This window comes from Thermoactinomyces vulgaris (assembly GCF_003688725.1).
In the GTDB taxonomy this organism is placed as follows: domain Bacteria; phylum Bacillota; class Bacilli; order Thermoactinomycetales; family Thermoactinomycetaceae; genus Thermoactinomyces; species Thermoactinomyces vulgaris.
In genome coordinates this window covers 578375-601523 of record NZ_REFP01000007.1, presented here as the reverse complement: position 1 = coordinate 601523, position 23149 = coordinate 578375, and the positions used below count along the sequence as shown (strand labels likewise).

Below are 23149 nucleotides of genomic sequence, written 5' to 3'. Positions count from 1 at the left end.
CTGTCAGTATGGCAATCCAAGACAGAAATATCGACCGGAAACTTTTTATGTATCAAAAAGCCAAGAAGCTTAAGACAATCTTAAGCTTCTTCTTTGATCTCATTGATAAAATCAATCCATGAAAAGAAAATATCTGTAATTGAAAGCACATTGATTTTAAAACGTTTTAGTCCGTCACCTTTTGAGTGCGCGGATATCTCCGCCAACTGACATAAGCCAGGACACCGGCAATCAACCCGGAGATCCATCCTCCGATTTTTAATAACACTTCTTTTTCATCCCAAGGGGACACCATGGACAAGACATCTTTTTCGGAACCGAAAAATAACGGGTCCAAAAGCCTTTCCCATTGCCGGATTCCCCGCTCACGTTCGGCCCAATCATTGGTCTTCCGGATCCATGTCATCAATGAGTCCAGTTTTTGTACTGTTGTTTCGCTTTTACTGATCATGACCGCCGGACGGATCAATTGGTAATGCTCATAAAACTGATCAATTTGTTGCTTGTAACCTTTTTCATTTTTCGCTTTGATTTCATTCTTGATCTGCCCGATATCCCGCTTGAACTCGCCGTAATACTGATGCCACATCGGCTGATGGGGATGAGACACAGCATCAAAAGCCATTTGCATGCGAAGCGCGGAACGGTGAATTTCGGCATGATTGGACCGGATTTGGTTCAGATTCCGCTCCACATCCATGATCACCCCCGATAACATATGAATCGCGGGCACCGTTAATTGTTTGTCCACCCAATTGGATTTGGAGAACTTTTGAGACAAGGCGGTCAGTTTTTCCCTTGCTGATAAATAATCTTTCTCCTCAATGCTTTTCATCACTTCATTGGCCAACCCGGACCAGGATTGGCTTTCATCAAAAAAGCCTTCATTGGCTTGTACTCTTTCAATCGGGACGATCCATAACACCATCAACAAAGTCCAGATGATCCATCTCAAAACCACTCCCTCCCGTTCACCACCGATAGTACAAGTTTATTTGCCATCTCATCCGGTTATGTCCACCAAACAAAAAAAGCCGGTATCATTTCCCGGCTGAAAACCAAAGATCATAATTCCATTTTCGGTGAGAACTGTTCAACATGGACAAGGTTGCAAAGAAAAGCAATGTCGTCAAGCTTAACAGCATCGTAAAATAACCGACCAAATGGTCATAAGGCTCCAACGGGGGCGCCAGCCACGGATGGATATCGAGTCCGTAGTCCAGAGCATCATTGAGCAAAGTCCACCCACCGACAATCAAAATTTCCCGGACCCCATATGTATAAAAAGGAGCATACAAAACAGCCTGCAAAGCCATTCCCAGATGAGAGCCGATCAACATCCAATGTTGCCAGGTCAACGCCTCCATAAAAGGACGCGAATCCAACATTCCTCCCAAAATGATCATCACCACGGCCCATATGCCGTATTTCACCAAAGTGATGGAAGCGAATGCCTCCAAAAGCGGGCTTCTGCGATGGCAAAGATAAGAGAGCAGGACCAGGCAGAAAAAAGTACTGGCAGTGGGACTGTCGGGAACAAAAATATTCAGGTATTTCGGCTCTGTCCAAAGGAGTTGATTTTTGTACCAATAAAATCCGTAAATGGATCCCAGCAAATTGATCACAAACAAAACCTGCAAAAAAAACCGTTGTTCCATGATCCACAACCACTTCTGTTTGAGGACAGCAATGCTCATTGATATTCCTCCTTTGAAACAAAAACCTGGTTGCTTTGGCAACCAGGTTTTTTCATCTTATTTTTGCGTCTGTTTTGTCAACCATTCAACCAGTACTTTTTCCTCTGCAGGGCTTCCTTGGAACATTCCGGCAGGCATTGCCCCCCGGCCTTCTTCAACAATTTTGGTGATTTGATCAGCTGATAATTTGTTTCCAACGCCCAGCAAGCTCGGTCCGTTTTTCCCTTCCAGGTTCTCGCCATGGCATTTGATACAAGCATTTTCAGAATAAATTTGATACCCTTGAGAGTCTTTTGCCACGACTTCCGTATTTTCCGGTGCTTCGCCGGGTGCAGACTCCAATTGCTGTTCATGCTCGTATTCCGCTGCCCATGTTAATGCCGAAATCGCAATCAAGGTCGTCACCATAATCCCTGTGGCCACCGGACGTTTCAAAGGGCGGCGATCCTTGCTGCGATCCAGCCACGGGGCAAGCATCAATGCCGTAAAAGCGATCCCCGGCAAGATCACGGTACCCACAACCACAAATTTCCCAGCTGCCCATTTGTACTTCAGCAATTGGTACAAAAACAAGAAGTACCAGTCAGGAACAGGCAAAAAGCTGGTGTTGGTCGGGTCGGCAAGCTCACCGAGCGGGGGTTCTTCCGACATGACCAAGGTCATGAAACCCACCAAAAAGACAACTGCAACCATCCACTCTTTTAAAAGGAAGTCCGGAAAAAAAGCTTCCGTTTTTCCTGGAAACTCAGCGTAGTCCTTCGGATATAACTTCGGACGGTCAGCACGAACGCGTGAGTCTCCCACATAGTGGACTTGTTTGTCGTTTCCTTCTTGATTATGTGCCAAAGTGGATCCCTCCTCACGCGCAGACCTTATAGAGGTCCGGATATGCCCTGACGACGAATCAGGATAAAGTGTGCACCCAACAGCGCAAGCAATGCAGCCGGGAGGAAGAACACATGCAGAGCATAAAAACGTGCAAGAGTCTGAGCACCTACGATGTCTCCCCCTTGCAGGAATGTTGCGATGTAAGGCCCGATCACCGGCACAGAAGCCGCGATTTCAACCCCTACTTTGGTGGCAAAATACGCTTTGTTGTCCCACGGCAACAAATAACCTGTAAATCCAAGGCCCAACATGACAAAAAAGATCAACATTCCGATAATCCAGTTAAATTCACGCGGATGTTTGTAAGATCCTGTGAAAAACACGCGCAGGGTATGTAAAAAAAGCATGACGATCGCCACACTTGCACCCCAGTGATGCATGCCCCGCACAATGACACCCATTGCAACCTCATTTTGCAGATAATCCACGCTCCGGTGAGCGTTTTCAATATCCGGAACATAACTCATTGCCAAAAACATGCCGGATAGGATTTGAATAACGACGACAAAAAAAGTCAATCCACCAAAGCAATAAATAAAAGCAGAAAAGTGGTGAGCCGGGTTCACGTGTTCCGGCACCTCATGGTCCGCAACATCGCGCCACAACGGCGTAATATCCAACCGCTCATCCACCCAATCATAAATGGCGCGCAGCACTTGCTACACCTCCGTTTCAGCAACCATTTACTTCTTGATTAGCGGTCCAATCAATAACTTTCCATCTTGCACTTTCGTTTCATAGCGATCAAGAGGTGCTGATGGGGGGGTACCCGGGACGTTGGTCCCATCCTTCGTGTACCGGCCAAAGTGGCAGGGACAGAAGAACTGGTTTTTAAACTGCGGGTTGCTGTTCCAGTTTACGGTACATCCCAAATGCTTGCAAACAGGGGACAAAGCCACAAATTCACCGTTTAACTTCAGCACCCAAGCAGTCATCTGTTCCCCTTTAGGCGGGTTGTACCAGCCGTCTTTACGGTGAACCGTAAAACGTACTTCCTTTGGTGTATCGGTAATTTCATCCACGCTCAAACCAACGTCGTGGAATTCGCCGCCTTCTCCTTTTCTGAGTAACGGATCAGCAACAAACCGAACCATCGGGAAAAGGACTCCCGAAGCAAGGAAAGCACCGGTCCCACCTAATGTGTACGTTAAAAATTGCCGGCGGGAAACTTTCTTACTCACGTTTTGTCCGACCTCCTTCTATCCGGCTTACCGTCCACTCGGACCGGAATCTATGCTAGGACACTTTCATCTTTTACTAGGACATATACATGATAGCGAAAGCTTTCCATAAAAGTCAAGGAAGGGTTCAGACTTTCAAGGACAATGTTCCCAAAAATCTTGAACATTAAGATTGATGTTGCCAGAGTTCCAACACTTTTTCATAAAGTTTCCGGGTTTCTTCCTCCATTTCTGATTGGGTGGCCTCCGGTGAAAGTTCCATGGCATGGAACAACAAGTTTTGCTCATTTTCCCCGTAACTCTCCTCCACCAACGCTTTCAATCTCCCGTCGTAAACGATGACAAAATAGTTAAAACCAGATTGCCTGATATCTTTTATTATTTCATGAAAATACGATTTAAAAACCTCCGGGTTTTGTCCCGTATATGAAATGGACGGCAAGAGCAACAACCGCCCTGTTAAAGTTTTTTCCAGTTCTTCAGCAAAATATCGAACCATTTTCCCGTTTTTAATATCCAAATCTTTTTCCTTGATCCGGACGGAGGCAACAGGCAGGCACAATGTATCCACAAATGCCGCCACTTCCTTCCAACCGTCCTGATTGATTTGATCCAGTCGCATCTTGTAACCTTCTTTCCAAAAAAAATGCCCAGCTTCTGCTGAGCATTATAACGAATATATCATGTGGACTCCAGTATTTCCTTCCATTGTTTGCTAAGTTGTAAAAATGTTTCAACATCTCGCTTGGCCAAAGCATCATCAATTTGTTCGTACAAACGTTTTTTTTCAAAATCCTTTACCGCCTGATCCAGAAGCATCTCCGCAAACAGACTCAGCAAATGGTCTTGCACCAAGTCATGTTTCTCCATGGAATAAACCTCCAATACCGCGGTAAATTTGGAACACGAGAAACGTTTTTTAAAATACAAACCGATATATAGCTCTTCATGGGGATACGCCCGGATATCGTCTAAAGCCGTCTCCACATTCGTATACACCCGTCTGTTTTTCGTAAAACGAAATGGGACCATTTTACTGCAACGGGTTGATATAATCATGGATTTGGGCAGGTTGCGGACATGATCCACAAAACGGACTTTTTGGAGCAACCGGTCATCGGAAAGCAAATAACCGAGTAACCATGCCGCTTCTTTTTTCTGCAAATCGTAATTTTCCAGGAACCAATGAATGAATGATTTTTTCTTTGCCACAGACACGTTGCTTTTCATATTCCCCCCCACCCCTTGTGCCGTTTGGAAAATTCATTTTATTCCGGCTGCAATCCGGAAACAAGCCGTTTCCGGGTACAACATGTTTTCGGCGCCAAGGACATTGATTCCTGCCTCAGGTCCTTTGGAGGAACCCTTCCTCGATCGCACGCTCCCTGAAGGCCGAAATCCCGTATAACCATTTGACTCCGGATGGTGTAAGGGAAATATATTGTTCCTCTTCTTCCCGGCCGATCTTCAGCACTCCGAGATGCACCATCATTTTCAGCACTTTATGGAAAACGCTTTCTTTTGTTTCGTAATAAAAAGGGTTGAGCCAGGATTCCGTTGCCTGATAAACCGTAACCGTCCGGATCCATCCCGGATAAGCCAACAACGCGATCAAACGAATGACCATCGGCAACTGTGGAACCGCCCGCCGGTAAAGACGTATCCAAAACCGGACCATTTCTTTTCCGTGGTCAATCTGTTGCTTCTCTTGATTATTTAATTTCCCCGAACCTTTCTCCGTTAAACACAAATATCCATCTTTATCCTCTATAAAATATCCTTTGTAATAGGCATAATCATACAATAGTGAAAAACGGTCCGGATACAGATGATAACAACGGCCGAATCCAAACCGGGGGCCTTTTTTGGAAACCGGCTCTTCCGGGACATAAAACGTTTGAAACATTTGCTTTTGTTGATTTTTATAGATCGCTCCGTCCAAGGTCAACCGGACAATTTCCTTTTTTAAGAACAGAAGGAAATGATCCAAGTCGTGAAGCAATTGGTTTTGTTCATCACGATAAACCGCCGGTGGATCCTCCCGGTAACTTCCTTTCAACCGGAAAGGCTTGAGCAAAATCTCACTCACTTTTTTCCGCAAATCGGAAGGAACATGATACAGCGATTGCGTACGATGGGAATAGCCGGGAAAAATCCACCCTCTTTTCAACGACTCCACAATGAACCGGCGCGGCTCGCCTTTCTCTCCGTCCAAGGCTGCCCTCCCTTTGGCCAGAAGTTCTTCCATGGAGTATTGAAGGCTCGGATCCAACATGATCAATTGCAGAAAACGGAATTCATATTTGTCGAGGGAAGCAATTTGCTCCTCCAGCTGGTTTTTTTTGTTCATGCGCTGCAACAACGACCGGATCAGGTCATATTTGGAACTGGAATTTTGATTTTCACACCCGTAGTACCGGTTCATTCGTTTCAGCTGTTCAATGTCCGCATAGGTTAACCATTCTGCCATGTTCACCGTCCATCTTCCTCCTCGAAGACTCGTTATTTTTATTTTGGACGAATCGGGAGAAAGATAGACTCTTTGCCGTCATGGTTTTCAGAGATTCTTCTCATTTAACGGGATGGATGATTTCTGGTTGTCGCGGTGTTCTTCCGTTTTTTCCTCTTTCACCTGAATCCCTCGGCCTGCCAGAAAAAGAATAAAATAGATGATGACCAAATGCCAATCATGAATGGTTTGTTTTGGAAAAAACAAGGCCAATAAATCCCCGATCAAATCTTTCCAATATAAATAAAATTGATCAATCACGGACACCGTTTGAATAAAAAACAAAAGATGAAGCCCCGAAAACACCGCCGTTGCCTGCCACAGCGACAACCCATGGGTTTGCTTTCCGGAAGAGCCCAACCCCAAATAAATAAACATCATCATGACACCAATAATCAGCACGGTCCACTCCATCAAATGATCCGCCACCAACCGGGCTGGAAACCAAAATGAAATCAACAAAGGAAAAAACCAGATTTTCAATGCCATGACCAGTCCGATCACGATTAAAAATTCAAGGCTAAAACGACCGACTCTTGTCCGCATGAAACCACCTCATCCCACTTTTATGTTTACAAGAAAAAAAAAAGAACCGCCCGATCTGATCGGGCGGGTTGCACAGGACGTACATATTGGATAGGAGTGGAGAGAAACCATACTGTAGTTCCCATTATAAGGTCAGAAGTGGACAAGGTCAACAACATTTTTTAATTTTCAGATTTGACTCACTTGCATTTTTTGGATGTAACGGAAAAATCCAGGGAAAGATACATCGATGGATTCCACATCCAATACCTTGACGGTTTCTTTTGAACCCAATCCGGCAACCGCCATCGACATGCCGATTCGATGATCCCCGTGGCTGGTGGTGATGCCGCCGCGCAGGGTCACGGGTCCTTCGATCACCATGCCGTCTTCGGTTTCTTCGATGTTTGCCCCCAACTTCTTCAGTTCGTTGACTGTGGTGGCAATCCGGTTTGATTCCTTCACTTTTAATTCTTTGGCATCTTTGATGACCGTGGTTCCTTTGGCTTGAGTGGCAACAACGGCCAAAACCGGAATTTCATCAATGAGGCGCGGAATCATCTCTCCGCCAATGGTCACTCCATGAAGCTCTCCCGTGCGAACCGTCACTCTGCCGACGGGTTCATTACACCAGCTTCTGGTTTCTTCCACTTCCACTCCGGCTCCCATTTGTTTAAAAGCATCCAGGATTCCGGTCCTTGTCGGGTTTAACCCGACGTCTTCCACCGTCACCTGACTGCCCGGCACCATCAGGGCGGCGGCCAGCAGGAACGCAGCAGAGGAAATATCCCCCGGCACCCGGACTTTGGTTCCTTGCAACGATTGTCCACCTTCTATGGAAACCACATGATCTTTCGCCGTCAATGCGGCTCCAAACGCCGGCAGCATGCGTTCGGTATGGTCACGGGATAGAGAGGGCTCCGCCACCGTGGTGACCCCTTCCGCGCTTAAACCGGCCAGCAAGAGACAAGACTTCACTTGGGCGCTGGCCACCGGGCTGTGATAGGTGATCCCCTGCAAACGGCCTCCTTTTATGGCAAGAGGGGTGTAACGCCCGTTTTCCCGCCCTTCAATGCGTGCTCCCATTTTTCGTAACGGTTGAACCACCCTGTCCATGGGACGGCGGCCGATGGATTCATCACCGATCACCGTTGAAAAAAACGGCGCTCCGGCCAATATTCCCAGCATCAACCGGATGGTCGTGCCGGAGTTTCCCACATCCAGCGGGGCCACCGGCTCTTTTAATCCGTGAATCCCCCGTCCGTGAATCCGCACGGATGTGGGGGACAATCGTTCAATTTCCACTCCCATCTGCTCAAAACATTGCATGGTCCCCAAACAATCCTTTCCGGGCAGAAAGCCCTCGACTTCGGTCACCCCTTCAGCCAATGCCCCCAGCATGATGGAGCGGTGGGAAATCGATTTGTCACCGGGTACTTTGCAAGTCAATTGAAACGGTTTCGACTGCGATATTTCCATCATCCTTTGCTTTCCTCCCAGCTTTCGTCCTCACTGAATACTTCCAAGCCTTCCCTGCGCAAGACAGAGATGGCGGCCAGATAATCTTTTTCTTTTTTAAAGGCAATTTTTAAGACGCCGGGAATCTCTTCCCGGTTTTCCATCACTTCCAAATTGCTGATATTGATGTTTTCGTCTCCCAACAGGGTGGCAATCTTTCCGATCACCCCCGGCTGGTCCGGCACATCCACATGCAATTCATACCGCGGTTCCAGTATCCCCCGGCGCTTTTTATCCGGCAATTGTTGCCTTAACCGGCGGGAACGGCTGAAAAACACTTCAATTTGCTCTTGTTCCCCGTCAGAAATGGCGGAGCGGACTTCTTCCATTTTTTCAATCCAATCATCCATCAACTTTAACAGCGCGTTCCTGTTGGAAAGCAAAATATCCCGCCACATGACCGGGTGACTGGCACCAATGCGGGTCAAATCCCGAAACCCGCCTGCCGCCAAGCGATGAAACCATTCATTTTCTTCATTATAATTGCCGACCACATTCACCAATCCGGCCGCGATGATATGGGGCAAATGGCTGATCGCCCCCACAATCCGGTCATGATGCGCTGCATTCATGATCACCAGCTCGGCCCGGGTCGCCTTGTGCAACAACTGGCTGATCTTTTGCACCTCCCAAAGGGAGGCCTCCGGATCCGGTGTCAAAACATAGTAAGCATTCTCAAACAACAAAGACCGGGCCGCCTGAATGCCTGACTGATGCGATCCGGCCATGGGGTGTCCGCCAATAAACACGATTCCTTTTTCTTTTAATTTGCGGCTTGCTTCCATGATCTCCGATTTGGTGCTCCCCACATCCGTCACAATGCATGACGGCTTCAGGGGAAGTTCGGCCAATGTCTCAATCATTTGCTTGATTTGGCCCACAGGCAAGGCGATGACAACCATGTCGGCATTGCTGACCGCCTGCGGGAGGGAAGTGGTCCAATCATCCACGGCGCCAATCGCCATTGCATACCGCAAGTCTTTTTCCGAACGGTCATATCCGACCACCACGGCATCGGTCCGTTCTTTCAATCCCAGTGCCAATGATCCGCCGATTAATCCAATTCCCAGAATCGCAATTTTTTCAGGCATCGGGAGATTCTATCCTTTCATTTCCAAAAGTTGCTCCAACGCTTTTAAAAACCGGTCATTTTGTTCTTTGTTTCCAACCGTGACACGGATGTAAGTCGGGAAGCCCAGCGCCTCTCCGGACCGGACAATCACCCCTTGACGAAGCAATCCCTGAAACACCTCACCGGCCGGCATGGTGGTATCCATCAAGATAAAGTTTCCATGCGCCGGATAATAATGAAGGTTCCATTCATCCAATTTTTCCGTAATCTGTTTGATTCCCAACCGATTTTGGTTCCGGCAATAAAAAATAAATGTTTCATCCTCCAACGCCGCCAGTGCCGCAGTTTGCGCAAGCCGGTTCAGGTTGAAAGGTTCACGGACCCGGTTTAACTCGCGAACCACATCCGGATGGGCAATCCCGTATCCGGCACGGAAAGCGGCCAAACCAAAGATTTTGGAGAAAGTGCGCAAAACAATGAGTTGCGGATTATAATCCAGCAAAGACAAGGAATCGGGGTAATCCGGATCCGTGACATATTCATAATACGCTTCGTCCAACACCACCAAGACGTGTTCCGGCAGCCGGTCCAAAAACCATGTCAGCTCTTGCCGGGTCACAATCGTTCCGGTCGGATTGTTCGGATTGCAGATCCAGATCACCCTGGTCCGGTCCGTCACCGCCTCCAACATGGCTTCCAAGTCATGCACGCCGTCTTTTAAAGGCACCTTCACCGGCCGGGCTCCTTCAATCCGCACCGCGGTTTCATATCGCGGGAAAGTGAGATCAGCCATCACCGATTCCGTCCCCGGCTCCAGATAAGTGCGGCCGATCATCTGAATCAATTCATCCGATCCGTTTCCGAAGATGATACGCAGCGGGTCGGTTTCCAAGTACTCCGCCAATTTTTCACGCAGTTTCGGAGCATTCCCTTCCGGATAGAGATGGAACTCCCCTTTCATCTCTCCCAAAGCTTCCCAAACCTTCGGGGAACAGCCGAAAGGATTTTCATTCGAAGCCAACTTGACCACATCGTGGATCCCGTACTCCTCTTTTACCTCTGCAAGTGTTTTGCCAGGTTGATAGACTGGTAGTCCTTGAACGGTTGCTTTTGGTTTCATGCCCATTCCCTTTCAATTTTTTATTTCTATCTTACTCCGATTTTAACTGTCTGACAAACACCCTGATGTTCTTCAACCCGTCTTCCCTTTTCCCCTGATCCTTCAACAAGTCCGATTGTTCCTCGATTTTCTTGACCAACGCACTGCCGACCACAACAGCATCGGCATGGTTTAAAAAGTGCCGGACGTGTTCCCGGTTGGAAATGCCAAAACCCACTGCCGTGGGAACCGGGCTGAACTTCCGGACCGTATCCAGAAACTGACTGGTGTGTCCGGCGAATTGATCCCGCATCCCGGTCGTTCCCAGTGAAGAGACGCAGTAAACAAACCCTTGGGCTTCTGAAACGATTTCTTTCACCCGGTCTTGGGATGTCGGCGCCACCAGGGGAATCACGCACAAACCGCGTTTTTTCCCCAAATGGCGTAATTCTTCGCTTTCTTCAAAAGGCAAATCCGGGACGATCAACCCGTCAAATCCGTGAGCGGCTGCTTCATCCACCAGTTTTTCCATGCCAAACCGGTACACGGGATTGGCATACGTAAACAAAATCAGAGGCACTTCACTGCCGTTTTTTCGCATCTTTTTTCCCAATTGAAGCACTTTGGCCAAAGTCACTTGGTTTTTCAAAGCACGCTCCCCCGCGGCCTGAATGACCGGACCGTCGGCCATCGGATCCGAAAAAGGAACCCCCAACTCAATGGCCGATGCCCCTTCCTCTTCCAGCAACCGGATGAGGCTTTCCGACACTTCCATATCCGGATCGCCGCACATGATGAAAGGAATGAAATGGTTCTCTTTTTGAACAAAGGTTTGTTGCAAACGGTTCATCACGATTCACCTCTTAACGCCCGGCGGATCGTTTCCACATCCTTATCCCCGCGGCCTGATAAACAAATCACAATCAAATCCCGAAAATCCCGTTGTTTGGCCAACCGGATCCCTTCCCAAACGGCATGCGCCGACTCCAACGCAGGCAAAATCCCCTCCGTCCGGCAAAGGATTTTCACCGCTTCCAATGCTTCTTGGTCGGTCACCGACGTATAGCGCACCCGGCCGGTCTTGTGCAGGTACGCATGCTCGGGCCCGACCCCGGGGTAATCCAGTCCGGCTGAAATGGAATGGGCCGGCAACACCTGGCCGTTTTCATCCTGCAGGAAATAACTGTACATGCCGTGCAAAACGCCGGTTTCCCCTTTGTTGAGCGAAGCGGCATGCAATCCGGTGGACAATCCTTTTCCCGCGGCTTCCACCCCGTGAAGACGCACCTCTTCCTCATCCAGAAACCCGGAAAACATGCCGATCGCATTGCTTCCTCCCCCGACACAAGCCACGACATCCGTCGGAAGTCGTCCTTCCCGGTTTAATATTTGGATCCGGGTCTCATCGCCGATCACCCGTTGGAACGTTTTGACAATCAGCGGATAAGGATGGGGACCCACGGCCGAACCGATCAGATAGAAGGCATGGTCCACCTCCGCCACCCAACGCCGGAGCGCTTCATTGGTGGCATCCTTTAATGTGCGGGTACCGGAACAAACCGGTTGCACTTTCGCCCCCAAAAGTTCCATCCGAAAAACATTCAACTGTTGCCGCTGGATATCTTCTTCTCCCATAAACACTTCGCATTCCAAGCCCAAAAGTGCGGCAACCGTTGCCGTGGCCACTCCGTGCTGACCGGCTCCGGTTTCGGCAATCAATTTGGTTTTTCCCATCCGCTTGGCCAAAAGCGCCTGCCCCAAGGCGTTGTTGATCTTGTGGGCACCGGTATGGTTCAAATCCTCCCTTTTTAAATAAATTTTGGCCCCACCGGCATATTCGGTGAGTCTTTTTGCATAAGTCAATGCGGTCGGGCGTCCTGAATAATGTTCCAACCAATGGTTTAACTCTTCTTTAAAGGAAGGATCCTTCATTGCCTCTTCAAATCCGGCTTCCAGTTCAATCAGGGCATTCATGGTGGTTTCGGGAACGTAACGTCCCCCGAATTCCCCGAATCTCCAAGACGCGGCTTTTTTATGAAGTAGCGGCATAAGCTCTTTTCACCCTTTCCAAAAAAAGACGCATTTTTACGCCGTCTTTGCGTTGATTGATTTCTATTCCGCCGGACACGTCAATTCCGTCGGGACGATAGCGGGTGATCAACTCCACCACATTGTTTTCGTCCAATCCACCGGCAACCCAACAGGGCAGATTCAACTTGTTGCACGCCTCTTTCCAGGCCGGGATCAAACGCCAATCAAACGGTTTTCCGGTTCCGCCTTTGATGTTTCCGGCGGCGGTGTCGAGCAAAATTGCATCGGCCCACGGCTGATACGCTTTTAGCCTCGCCGGTTCCGGCCAAGCATCTTGCATATGAATCACTTTGGTAAGATGAAGGCCGGGCCGGGCCGATTTGATTTTCCGGAGCAACCCTGCAGGTTCTTCTCCATGCAATTGAATGCCGGACAGGGACGCGGTTTCCAACCAACTTTTCACTTCATCCCAAGAAGGATTTTGTAAAACCCCGATGGCCGCCTGCCCTGCAGACAGATGCCGGATCAATTCCGGCAATCGGCTGCGGGTCACGGACCTTCTCCGGCCGGGAACCAAAATAAATCCCACGGCATCCACCGGCAACCGGCTGACCTTTTGCACATCCCGAACGCTTTGAAAACCGCAAAACTTAATAAACGGCTTTTTCATCGGCTTAAACCCTCTCGCAAATCACGAACGGCCCATTCCGGATTTTCCTGGCGCATCAGGTATTCCCCGACCAGCAATCCTTGCACTCCGGCTTTGTGAATCCGCTTTGCATCTTCCAAAGAGAGAACGCCGCTCTCACCGATCACAGGGCGTCCCGGGGGAATGAGCGGTCTCAGCTTCTCAGTATGGGAGATATCGGTTTGAAAAGTATGCAAATTCCGGTTATTGATTCCGATCACATCCGGATCGCACGAAAGCGCCAGAGGAATTTCGTCTTCTTCATGGATTTCAACCAAAACTTCCATCCCCAGCTCATGGGCCGTCCGGGTGAACCGTTTTAAGCGCTTTTCATCCAATAAAGCGGCAATGAGTAAAATGATGTCGGCTCCCAACAGTTTGCTTTCATACACTTGCAATTCATCGATGATGAAATCTTTGCGAAGCACGGGCAAGCCGACATTTTGTTTCACTTGTGTCAAATATTCCGGTTTACCGTGAAAATAAACGGTATCCGTCAACACCGACACGGCCGCCGCTCCGCCAAGCTCATATCCCTTGGCCACCTTCACCGGATCCACCTTTTCCGAGATCACCCCTTTGGACGGAGAGGCGGATTTCACTTCGGCAATAACGGCGGCCTCCGTCCCCGCAAGCTTCTCTTTTAAAGACAACCCGTTCGGAAGGCGTTTGGCACGCTTGCAGTCATGCGGGGAAATTTGATCGTGAAGGGCTCTGATTTCTTTTGCTTTGGTGTTTGCGATTTTTTCAAGAAACATAGGTTACCTCCTTCGAAGCATGAACCACTTTGTTCAGCTGCTCCCGGGCACGTCCCGATTGAATGATCCGTTTCGCCTGCTCCGTCCCTTCTTTCAATGATCCGGCTTTCCCCGCAAGATAGAGGACCGCCCCGGCATTGATGCTGACGATATCGGCAGGAGCCCCCTCCTTGCCCGCAAAAACTTCTTTCATGATCCGGGCATTTTCTTCTGCGGTTCCGCCCCGAAGACTGGCTGCATGCCAACGGTTCACTCCGAGGGACTCCGGAGTGACCTCGTAAGTTTTCATCTCTCCGTTCTCCAATTCACTGATGCGGGTCGCATCCGTCACCGTCATCTCATCCAAGCCGTCCAGCCCCGACACCACCAGCGCTCTTTTGACGCCCAAGTGATTCAATACATGCGCCACCTTCCCGGTTAAGCCGGCATCATAAACGCCCAACAATTGCACTTTCACCCGCGCCGGATTCAACAGGGGCCCCATCAAATTGAAACAGGTGCGAAACCCAAGCTCTTTCCGGATGGACATCACCTTTTTGACCGCCGGATGGAACAAAGGGGCGAATAAAAAGCAAAGTCCTGTCTTTTCAAGCATTTTTACTGCTTCTTCGGCATTCAAACGGATATTCATCTTTAAGGCCTCCAAGGCATCGGCACTCCCGCTTTTGCCGGATACCGCGCGGTTTCCGTGTTTGATGACGGGCACCCCCGCCGCAGATGCAACGATGGATGCCGCTGTTGAAATGTTAAATGTATTTTGTCCGTCCCCGCCGGTTCCGCAAGTATCCACCGCTTCTTCAAACGGGTTCCGGACGGGAATGGCTTGCGAATGGATGCCTTCGACAAAACCGATCAGTTCTTCCACCGTTTCCCCTTTCATCCGCATCGCTGTCAAAAAACTTGCGATTTGTGTCTGTGGCACGTTTCCGTTGATCATCTCTTCCATCGCTTGTTTTGCTTCACTGCGGCTGAGAGGTTCTCCTTCCACCACTTTTTTCAGAAACGGCTTCATCCTACCGAACTCCCTGCCTTTTCCGGCCGAACCATCGCCAATGCTTTGAGCATTCCCTTTGCTTTATGCCAGGTCTCGAAATATTCCCTTTCCGGATCCGAACCGGCGACAATGCCCGCACCGGATTGAACCTGTGCTTTTCCGTCACGGAACACAATGGTCCGGATGGTAATGCATTTGTCCATATCCCCACTGAAACTGAAATAACCGAGCGCTCCCCCGTAAATGCCCCGGGGAGACGCCTCCAGGTCGGCGATGATTTCCATTGCCCGCACCCTGGGCGCTCCGGACAAGGTTCCCGCCGGGAAACAAGCGAGCAAAGCATCCATGGGTTTCTTTCCTTCTTTCAGTTCCCCTTGGATCCGGGAAACCAGATGCATGACGTGGGAATACTTTTCGATCTTCATATAATCCGGCACTTTCACCGTCCCCACTTTGGCAACGCGCCCGATGTCTTCCCGTCCCAGATCCACCAGCATCACATGTTCGTCGCGTTCTTTTTGGTCTTGCAACAAATCCTCCATCAATGCCTGGTCTTCCAGTTCGTCTTTTCCGCGCGGTCTGGTTCCGGCAATGGGACAAGTTTCAGCGGTGGAACCGGTGACACGCACCAACAATTCCGGCGAAGTCCCGACAACCTTTTCGTCACCAAAGTTCAAATAATACATGTAAGGGGAAGGATTCAAAACCCTTAACGCCCGGTAAACTTCGAAAGACGGAGGTGCCGGATCAACCGTCAGCGAACGGGCAAGAACCACTTGCAAAACTTCGCCGTTTTGAATGTATTCCTTGGTTTGCTTCACCATTTGCATAAATTCGTCTTTGCTGACGTCCGCTTTGACATCCTGTTCGGAAACTTCCCTCTCTTCAAAAGATAATGAAGGAACGGGGCCCGGTTTCTTCAAAAACTCCGATGACCATTTCTCCAGCCGGTCCGCCTCCTGATCATAGGCCTCTTTTATTTCCTGATTGGACATCCCGGGGGAAACCTTCAGGTGGGAAACAAAAATGACTTCTTCTTTCAGATGGTCAAAAACCAGCAATCGGTCCACAAACATGTAATGAAGGTCGTTTTGGTCAGAAGTCCCTTTGGTCACCTTCCGGTCCGGCTCCTTAAACCGGATGGCATCGTAACCGGTATAGCCGACCACCCCTCCCAGAAATGAGGGAAAATCTTTATAAACCGGGGTTTGATACTGTTCAAGCATGGATTGTAAAAAAGCAAACGGGGAAGGAGTCACTGTTTTTTGGCTTTCGCCATTCCGCTTTGTCGTCGTGATTTCGGTCCCTTTTCCTTTTACCGTCAAAAACGGGTCATATCCGATAAAGGAATACCGGGATCGGTGCTCACTCTCTTCGACACTTTCCAACAAAAAGGAATAAGGTTGATCCTTCACCCGCGCATACAAACGGATGGGGGTTTCGGTATCAGCCAGCACTCTTTTGCAAAGCGGAATCAATTGATATTTTTTGCTCAGTGACAACGCAGTTTCTCTTGTGGGGTAAATCAAAAAAATCCCTCCTCAAAAATGGGTTTTGAGAGAAGGGAACAGCGGGGAATGCAGAGGAAAATATAAAAAACCAAAGCAAGCGTTGCTTTGGCTGCTTTTTCATGTATCATTCAGCCTCCACTCTGCTCCGCTATCTCCATTCTCTGCTCAACTCAGCTCATCTGAATAACTATGCTACTCATTCTATGATTATTACTTTATCGAAGAGGCAAAAAATTGTCAACCCGAAATCAGGATTTCATTTCCCGGTCCGGCAACAATTGATGCAAGACCCGTTTGATCTCTTCCTCCGGCACATCCCGTACAATCTCCACTTTGCCGATATCCCGGGCCAGTACAAACACATATTGTCCTTGTTGAGCTTTTTTGTCCCGCTTCATGATCCCGATCAGGGACTCAACCGGCCATGAGTCGGTACAAACAACGGGCAGTCCGAATGATTTCAGAATCCGTCCGGTTTCCCGGACCACCTCCCGGCCCGTCCCCAACAACCGTTCACTTAACTGTGCGGCACCGTTCATTCCAATGGAAATCGCCTCTCCATGGGTGTAAACCTGATATTCGGACACCGCCTCCAAGGCATGGCCAATGGTGTGGCCATAATTCAAAATGGCGCGAAGTCCGGTTTCCCTCTCATCTTGTGACACCACATCCACCTTGACCTGACAACCCCGGTAAACGGATTCCATCATGGCATCATGGTCCCGTGCATCAAGCGACTTGCGATGTTCATCCAACCATTCGACGAAGGAAGCATCCCGGATCAGCCCGTGTTTGATCACTTCTGCCATCCCGGAGCGCCATTCTCTCACCGGCAGTGTCTTTAAACAGGCCACATCAAAGACAACCATCAACGGCTGATGAAAGGCGCCGATATAATTTTTTCCCATGGGATGGTTCACGGCCACTTTGCCGCCGACACTGCTGTCATGGGCCAATAAAGTGGTGGGAATTTGAATGAACGGAATCCCCCGCATGTAACTGGCCGCCAAAAAACCGGCCAGATCGCCTACCACACCTCCTCCCAAGGCCAGAATCACACTGCGGCGATTTAGACCAAACTTCAAACATTCCCCCGTCAAATGTTCCAGCATTTGCAAGCTCTTGCTTTTCTCCCCTGCTTCGACGACAGATATCCCCGCCTGAAATCCGGCTTGCTCCAACGCTTCGCGCAATTTGCCGGCATAAAGCGGAGCCACATGGGTGTCCGTGACAATCATCAGCTTGCAATCTGTTTCAATGTGATGTTGCTTTAAGAACGAAGGCACTTTTTCCAACAAACCGTTTCCGATATAAATCGGGTAAGACCGTTCCTTCCCATGTACCGTTAATGTTTTCATCAGAAACTCAACACTCTTTCCCGATACTGCTTCAGTTGCTGTTTCACCTCATCCATGGTGTCTCCTGAAAATTTGTCCATGAGTGCTTGCGCCACTTCCCATGCCACCACATTTTCCATCACCACGCTGGCCGCCGGAACCGCACAGCTGTCAGAACGTTCGATACTTGCCTGAAATGGTTCTTTTGTCTCAATATCGACACTTTGAAGCGGTTTATACAAGGTGGGAATGGGCTTCATGACGCCTCTTACAATGATGGGCTCGCCAGTGGTCATTCCACCTTCCAATCCTCCCAGCCGGTTGGTCCGGCGGTAAAAGCCGCGTTCCTTTGACCACAAGATTTCGTCATGAACTTCGGATCCCTTCCGCTTGGCGGCCTCAAAACCGATTCCAAACTCGACTCCTTTAAAGGCATTGATGCTGACCACAGCACGCGCAATCTTGGCATCCAGTTTGCGGTCCCAATGAACATGGCTTCCCAGTCCGACCGGAACCCCCTGCACAATGGTCTCCACGACGCCTCCCAGGGAATCTCCCTCTTTTTTCGCTTGATCGATAAGGGCCATCATTTTTTCTTCAGCGTTTTGATCCAGACAACGCACCGGCGACAATTCGGCACGCTCCACCATCTCCTCAAAGGACAAATCCACCGGTTCCGCAACGACATCGCCAATGCGAATCACATGACCGGCAATGCGGATTCCGCATTCTTCGAGAATCAAACGGGCCACCGCTCCTGCAGCGACACGGGCTGCGGTTTCCCTGGCGCTGGAACGTTCCAGAACATCACGCATATCCCGGTGTTGATACTTGATGGCTCCATTTAAATCGGCATGACCCGGTCGCGGTCGGGAAATTTTCCGTTTCTCCGCTTCTTCCGGAATCGGATCCACACTCATCACTTTTTTCCAATGGGTAAAATCCCGGTTTTCAATCACAAGGGTGACAGGAGCTCCCGTTGTCTTCCCGAACCGGACACCGGACAAAATTTTCACCTGATCCTTTTCAATCTGCATGCGACGACCGCGACCATATCCCTTTTGACGACGGGCCAATTCGCGGTCGATTTTCTCTTTATCCAAGGAAAGTTGGCTGGGCAATCCTTCAATGATCACTGTTAATTGTGGACCGTGTGACTCTCCTGCTGTCAGATACCTCATGCTCATCTCCCTCTCATCTCAATGAAAAAATTTGATAGTAATCATAACACAGATCGACCGAACTGGGGAGAGCCAATTCCAAATGAAACCCTTTTTCAAACCCGGTTTGAAATATGGTCCCGGCATTTTCCAATCCACCGGCTCCAGTAAAAAAAATCAAGGCATAGCTTTTTCGCTATGCCTTTTCAAACCGGCTTTCAGATCCAACGATTGATGGTTTTCTCATAATGATTGAAATCTTCCTCATCAAACCACAATGCAATTTCACGCTCGGCGCTTTCCGGCGAATCGGAACCGTGAACGATATTCATCGCCACATTGACGCCGTAATCGCCCCGGATCGTTCCCGGCAACGCTTCGGAAGGATTGGTTTTCCCCATCATTTGGCGGGCTGCCGCAATAATGCCGTTTCCTTGCCAAACCATCGCAAAGACCGGTCCGGAAGTAATGAAGTCCACCAACTCGCCAAAGAAGGGCTTCTCTTTATGCTCGATGTAATGTTGCTCCGCAAGCTCGCGGGATACGGTCATCAACTTGGCACCCACCAGTTGGTAACCTTTCCTCTCAAAACGGGATACGATTTCTCCGATCAATCCGCGTTGCACACCATCCGGCTTTACCATGATAAATGTTTTTTCCATTTGGTTCATCCTCCACCTTTATGTATGAACAAAAAGAAAAAAGCGTCATGAAAAATTTTAACAAGTTTAAATTGTAAACGCAACCATCCCGTCAATAAGAACGTTCAACAATGAATTCTGCAATCAGCCGGAGGGATTCCCGTTCCGTGGAGGCCGGTAATTGCTTTAAACAGTGCATCGCTTTATTCATATAGCGCTTGGACAAATCCAAGGTATATTCGATTCCCCCGCTTTCTCTGACCTGATCCAACACCTGTGAGAGGGCGACCGTTTCCCCTTGCGTGCGCAAATAAGAACGAATAGAGTTGCGCGCATCTTCATCGCCTTGGCATAACGCATAAATCACCGGCAAGGTCACGTTCCCCTGCCGCAAATCATTACCCGCCGGTTTGCCCAATGTCTTTTCATCCCCGATGAAATCCAATACATCATCCTTCAGCTGAAAAGCCATTCCCACGTAATACCCGTATGCTTTCAACCACTGAACATAGCGGGGGGAAGCCTGGCTCACGAGTGCCCCCAATTGACAACTGACCGACATGAGCAAAGCAGTTTTCCGTTTAATCCGGCGTAAATAACGGCGCAACGACAATCTTTCCGAATACAGATCCTCGATCTGGTCCATTTCCCCCAAGCAAACCAAGGTCATCGCTTTGGCCAGAATGGGATGAACCGTCTTGTCCTTCAAACCGGACAACTCCATCAAGGCCCGGGCCAAAATAAAGTCCCCGGTATACATGGCCACTTTATTGTCCCATTCCTTTTTGATGGTCGCTTGCCCCCGTCGTGTATCCGCATCGTCAATCACATCATCATGAACCAGGGTAGCCATGTGTATCAACTCCAGCGCCACGGCTACCCTTTTTAATTCTTCACGCTCATAATGACCAAACCGACCGGACAACAGCACAAACACAGGGCGCATCCGCTTGCCGCCGGCTTTGAGCAAATGTGCGGATGATTCATTGAGCACCGGCTGTCCGGTCTTGATAGCGTTTTGTAATTCTTCTTCAATCCAATCCAGATCCTTTTTGATCACATGGTAAATTTCTTGCAAATTCATCATCTTCACCCTAACACATGCCACCCCGGCAACCGGTTGGCATGCCAATTTCAAAATCCTCAATCCGGCTTTCCTTAACGAACCGGCCATTCGCCTTTACAGCCATACATCCAGAAGCATAAAGGCGAACACAACCACACTCAGAACCCCGTTCATGGTAAAAAACGCAGTGTTTAAACGGGATAAATCGTCTGCAGAAACAATGGCGTGTTCGTAAATCAGAACCCCCAATGCAATGGCTGTTCCGATCCCGAACCAGATGCCCAGGTTGGTCAGCAGCAACAGCGCAATCAATCCGACTGCCGTCCCAACGTGCATCAGTGAAGAGATCACCAATGCTTTTCTGACTCCAAAGCGCGCCGGGATGGAGTGAATTTTTTCTTTCCGGTCAAACTCGACATCCTGGCAGGCGTAAATCACATCAAATCCGCCAATCCACAGCGCCACTGTCGCAAACAAAATCAGGGAGACCCAATCGATTTGAGCGGTGGTGGCCACCCATCCCCCCAACGGGCCCAAGGCGGTGGCGATTCCCAAAAAGAAATGGCATGTCCATGTGAAACGTTTGGTATACGAATAAAACCACAGAAAAAACACGGCCACCGGCAATAAATACACGGCCAGCATATTCAACTGATAAGCCGAGAGAAAGAGCAGCGCAAACGAAACAATGACAAATCCCCATACAAAGGTGGTTGAAACCAAACCGGCCGGAATTGCCCGGTTTTTCGTGCGGGGATTTTTGGCATCGATATGCCGGTCGATCAATCGGTTCAGGGACATCGCCGCACTCCGCGCACCGACCATCGCCAACGTCACCCATCCCATTTCGGCCCAAGAAGGAAACTCCCCTCTTACTTCCAAACTTCCCAAGATTGCCCCGAGATAGGCAAAAGGCAACGCAAATATGCTGTGTTCAAACTTGATCATTTCCAACACGATTTTTAATTTGTTCCATGCATTCATCCAACCATCTTCCTTCTGTTTCTTATCCATTGATTGGTTTTTTTCCGATATGAAGAGCGGTAATGCCGCCGGTCAGCGGGTAAACCCGGATCTCTTCAAGCCCCGCCTCTTCTTTCATCAACTTCGCCAACTCTTTGTAATCGGGAAAAGGAACGAGTGATTCCGGCAGCCAGCGGTATTGCTCATAACGGCCGGCAAACCATTTTCCCAACAGCGGCAAAATCCGTTGAAAATAAAAATAATAAACCGCCCGGAATGGAGGCCACGTCGGCTTGGACAGTTCCAGGGAAACAACTTGTCCTCCCGGCTTGACAACCCGTTTCATCTCTTTTAACACTTGGACAAGATCCGGAACATTCCTCAGTGCAAAACCGATGGTGGCATGATCAAACGTATTGTCCGGAAAAGGCAGATTCATCGCATCCCCGTGCACCAGCCGGATTTGGCCGGACAAAGCTTCCTTTTCCACTTTCTTTTTGCCGACATCCAACATTTTTTCACTGAAATCCAGTCCGACAATTTCCCCGGTCCCGGATGCGCGGGCCAGGGAAATTGTCCAGTCACATGTCCCGCAACAGACGTCAATGGCTGTTTCGCCCGGTTTCACTTTCATTTTTTTCATGGCAAACTTGCGCCAGACTTTATGCATGCGAAAACTCAGCAACGTATTCATCCGGTCATAATCTTTGGCGATATTTTCAAACACCTGATGGACAAACCGGGATTTCGCTTCGCCTTCCCGTGTCAAGATTCATCACTCGCTTTCGATACAGCCGTATCTGTCTCCGGCAGTTGATGGATTAAGAATGTCAAGAAAGGATCCCCGGCTTGGCGGCCTGCCTCCTGAAGAAACTCCACTCTTTGCCGCAGTTCATTCGTCCACACCTCATGTTGATGCAGCCGGGAATCAGCGGTTTGCGTCGTTTCATAAAGAACGACCAACGCTTTTGCAATCTGAACCTTCAAGTTTTCTTCAACATGAAAAAAGTCGGCGAGCGCCGTAACCCATGCTGTTGCAATTTTTTCAAAGTAAAACCAGACTTTTTCCACGTCCGGATCCTTTTTGTCATGAAGCAGAGAATGCAAAGACATTTTCCATTCATTCACCCGGCAAGTCACACCGGCCAGACAACGGATCCCTTCGGTTTCATGCCAGCCGGCCAGATGCCAATAAAACAAGCTGCTGTAATGATCCCCGGCTAAAACCGTCAGCTGCTGTTTTTGCTCGTTTTCGGAATCCGGGGAAGCGACCGCCACGCGTTCATGCATATCCGTTCCCATTTTCACCAATGTGGTTGCCAGAATGTACAAGTCCGCCCTTTTTTTGTCCACAGCCAGATCGCCGAGCAACCACTGTAAAACTTGGACAAAAAAAACTGGGACTTCCGCTTCCCCGATTATTTTGCGTACATATTTGTGATTTGCATCATTTTGAATTTGTGTAATCAACTGATTTAATGATTCATTATGTATGAATGCCATAAACAAAG

At 49.1% G+C, this 23149-nt stretch carries 25 protein-coding genes; all 25 read right to left on the bottom strand.

The window, feature by feature from the left end:
- Window positions 1–166: 166 nt before the first annotated feature.
- The 25 genes from ATH33_RS03405 to ATH33_RS03285 all read right to left on the bottom strand — a co-directional run bounded on the left by ATH33_RS03405 (window position 167) and on the right by ATH33_RS03285 (window position 23141).
- Window positions 167–955, bottom strand: coding sequence for a sporulation protein YpjB (locus tag ATH33_RS03405; RefSeq protein ID WP_037995225.1), 789 nt, complete (start codon window positions 953–955; stop codon window positions 167–169).
- A gap of 85 nt (window positions 956–1040) precedes the next feature.
- Window positions 1041–1697: a DUF1405 domain-containing protein gene (locus tag ATH33_RS03400; protein WP_181729117.1), complete on the bottom strand. Its 657-nt coding sequence runs from the start codon at window positions 1695–1697 to the stop codon at window positions 1041–1043.
- A 57-nt stretch (window positions 1698–1754) separates the two neighbouring features.
- Entirely contained in the window at window positions 1755–2543 is a 789-nt protein-coding gene (locus ATH33_RS03395; protein WP_037995228.1) for a menaquinol-cytochrome c reductase cytochrome b/c subunit, read from the bottom strand.
- A gap of 26 nt (window positions 2544–2569) precedes the next feature.
- Window positions 2570–3241, bottom strand: a complete 672-nt coding sequence (gene qcrB / locus ATH33_RS03390; RefSeq protein ID WP_037995230.1) for a menaquinol-cytochrome c reductase cytochrome b subunit — start codon at window positions 3239–3241, stop codon at window positions 2570–2572.
- A gap of 27 nt (window positions 3242–3268) precedes the next feature.
- Window positions 3269–3766 carry a Rieske (2Fe-2S) protein gene (locus ATH33_RS03385; protein ID WP_037995233.1) on the bottom strand — a complete coding sequence of 166 codons (498 nt, stop codon included), beginning with the start codon at window positions 3764–3766 and terminating at the stop codon, window positions 3269–3271.
- A gap of 166 nt (window positions 3767–3932) precedes the next feature.
- A complete protein-coding gene (locus ATH33_RS03380) occupies window positions 3933–4388 on the bottom strand; it encodes a DUF2487 family protein (protein WP_062842976.1) in 456 nt (151 codons plus the stop codon).
- Window positions 4389–4447: 59 nt separating this feature from the next.
- Entirely contained in the window at window positions 4448–4996 is a 549-nt protein-coding gene (locus tag ATH33_RS03375) for a YpiB family protein (protein WP_037995237.1), read from the bottom strand.
- A 115-nt stretch (window positions 4997–5111) separates the two neighbouring features.
- A complete protein-coding gene (locus ATH33_RS03370; protein WP_052186685.1) occupies window positions 5112–6242 on the bottom strand; it encodes a hypothetical protein in 1131 nt (376 codons plus the stop codon).
- Window positions 6243–6323: 81 nt separating this feature from the next.
- Window positions 6324–6821 (bottom strand): hypothetical protein, encoded by a 498-nt coding sequence (locus ATH33_RS03365; RefSeq protein WP_062842975.1) that lies wholly within the window; start codon window positions 6819–6821, stop codon window positions 6324–6326.
- Between the two features lie 168 nt (window positions 6822–6989).
- Window positions 6990–8282, bottom strand: coding sequence for a 3-phosphoshikimate 1-carboxyvinyltransferase (gene aroA / locus ATH33_RS03360; RefSeq protein WP_037995242.1), 1293 nt, complete (start codon window positions 8280–8282; stop codon window positions 6990–6992).
- Window positions 8279–9409 carry a prephenate dehydrogenase gene (locus tag ATH33_RS03355; RefSeq protein WP_069201541.1) on the bottom strand — a complete coding sequence of 377 codons (1131 nt, stop codon included), beginning with the start codon at window positions 9407–9409 and terminating at the stop codon, window positions 8279–8281. The genes aroA and ATH33_RS03355 overlap by 4 nt, the downstream gene beginning before the upstream one ends.
- 9 nt (window positions 9410–9418) lie before the next feature.
- Window positions 9419–10510, bottom strand: coding sequence for a histidinol-phosphate transaminase (hisC, locus tag ATH33_RS03350; protein ID WP_037995245.1), 1092 nt, complete (start codon window positions 10508–10510; stop codon window positions 9419–9421).
- Window positions 10511–10541: 31 nt separating this feature from the next.
- On the bottom strand, window positions 10542–11339 hold the full coding sequence (gene trpA, locus ATH33_RS03345; RefSeq protein WP_121874049.1) for a tryptophan synthase subunit alpha: 798 nt from the start codon (window positions 11337–11339) through the stop codon (window positions 10542–10544).
- Window positions 11339–12538: a tryptophan synthase subunit beta gene (gene trpB, locus ATH33_RS03340; protein WP_037995250.1), complete on the bottom strand. Its 1200-nt coding sequence runs from the start codon at window positions 12536–12538 to the stop codon at window positions 11339–11341. Before trpB ends, trpA begins: the two co-directional genes overlap by 1 nt.
- Window positions 12522–13190, bottom strand: a complete 669-nt coding sequence (locus ATH33_RS03335; RefSeq protein WP_037995253.1) for a phosphoribosylanthranilate isomerase — start codon at window positions 13188–13190, stop codon at window positions 12522–12524. Before ATH33_RS03335 ends, trpB begins: the two co-directional genes overlap by 17 nt.
- Window positions 13187–13966 carry an indole-3-glycerol phosphate synthase TrpC gene (trpC, locus tag ATH33_RS03330; protein ID WP_037995254.1) on the bottom strand — a complete coding sequence of 260 codons (780 nt, stop codon included), beginning with the start codon at window positions 13964–13966 and terminating at the stop codon, window positions 13187–13189. The genes ATH33_RS03335 and trpC overlap by 4 nt, the downstream gene beginning before the upstream one ends.
- Window positions 13956–14978: an anthranilate phosphoribosyltransferase gene (trpD, locus tag ATH33_RS03325; RefSeq protein WP_037995256.1), complete on the bottom strand. Its 1023-nt coding sequence runs from the start codon at window positions 14976–14978 to the stop codon at window positions 13956–13958. The genes trpC and trpD overlap by 11 nt, the downstream gene beginning before the upstream one ends.
- Window positions 14975–16489 carry an anthranilate synthase component I gene (gene trpE / locus ATH33_RS03320; RefSeq protein ID WP_037995259.1) on the bottom strand — a complete coding sequence of 505 codons (1515 nt, stop codon included), beginning with the start codon at window positions 16487–16489 and terminating at the stop codon, window positions 14975–14977. Before trpE ends, trpD begins: the two co-directional genes overlap by 4 nt.
- Window positions 16490–16719: 230 nt before the next feature.
- A complete protein-coding gene (gene aroB, locus ATH33_RS03315) occupies window positions 16720–17829 on the bottom strand; it encodes a 3-dehydroquinate synthase (RefSeq protein ID WP_175413184.1) in 1110 nt (369 codons plus the stop codon).
- Window positions 17829–18989 carry a chorismate synthase gene (gene aroC / locus ATH33_RS03310; protein ID WP_037995263.1) on the bottom strand — a complete coding sequence of 387 codons (1161 nt, stop codon included), beginning with the start codon at window positions 18987–18989 and terminating at the stop codon, window positions 17829–17831. Before aroC ends, aroB begins: the two co-directional genes overlap by 1 nt.
- A gap of 197 nt (window positions 18990–19186) precedes the next feature.
- Complete coding sequence (gene ndk / locus ATH33_RS03305) at window positions 19187–19630, bottom strand: nucleoside-diphosphate kinase (RefSeq protein WP_037995265.1); 444 nt, start codon at window positions 19628–19630, stop codon at window positions 19187–19189.
- A gap of 91 nt (window positions 19631–19721) precedes the next feature.
- Window positions 19722–20693: a polyprenyl synthetase family protein gene (locus ATH33_RS03300; RefSeq protein ID WP_037995321.1), complete on the bottom strand. Its 972-nt coding sequence runs from the start codon at window positions 20691–20693 to the stop codon at window positions 19722–19724.
- 96 nt (window positions 20694–20789) lie between these two features.
- Complete coding sequence (locus ATH33_RS03295; RefSeq protein WP_037995267.1) at window positions 20790–21659, bottom strand: UbiA-like polyprenyltransferase; 870 nt, start codon at window positions 21657–21659, stop codon at window positions 20790–20792.
- A 22-nt stretch (window positions 21660–21681) separates the two neighbouring features.
- Window positions 21682–22407, bottom strand: a complete 726-nt coding sequence (locus ATH33_RS03290) for a demethylmenaquinone methyltransferase (RefSeq protein WP_037995270.1) — start codon at window positions 22405–22407, stop codon at window positions 21682–21684.
- A complete protein-coding gene (locus tag ATH33_RS03285) occupies window positions 22404–23141 on the bottom strand; it encodes a heptaprenyl diphosphate synthase component 1 (protein ID WP_049719994.1) in 738 nt (245 codons plus the stop codon). The genes ATH33_RS03290 and ATH33_RS03285 overlap by 4 nt, the downstream gene beginning before the upstream one ends.
- Between the last annotated feature and the right edge of the window lie 8 nt (window positions 23142–23149).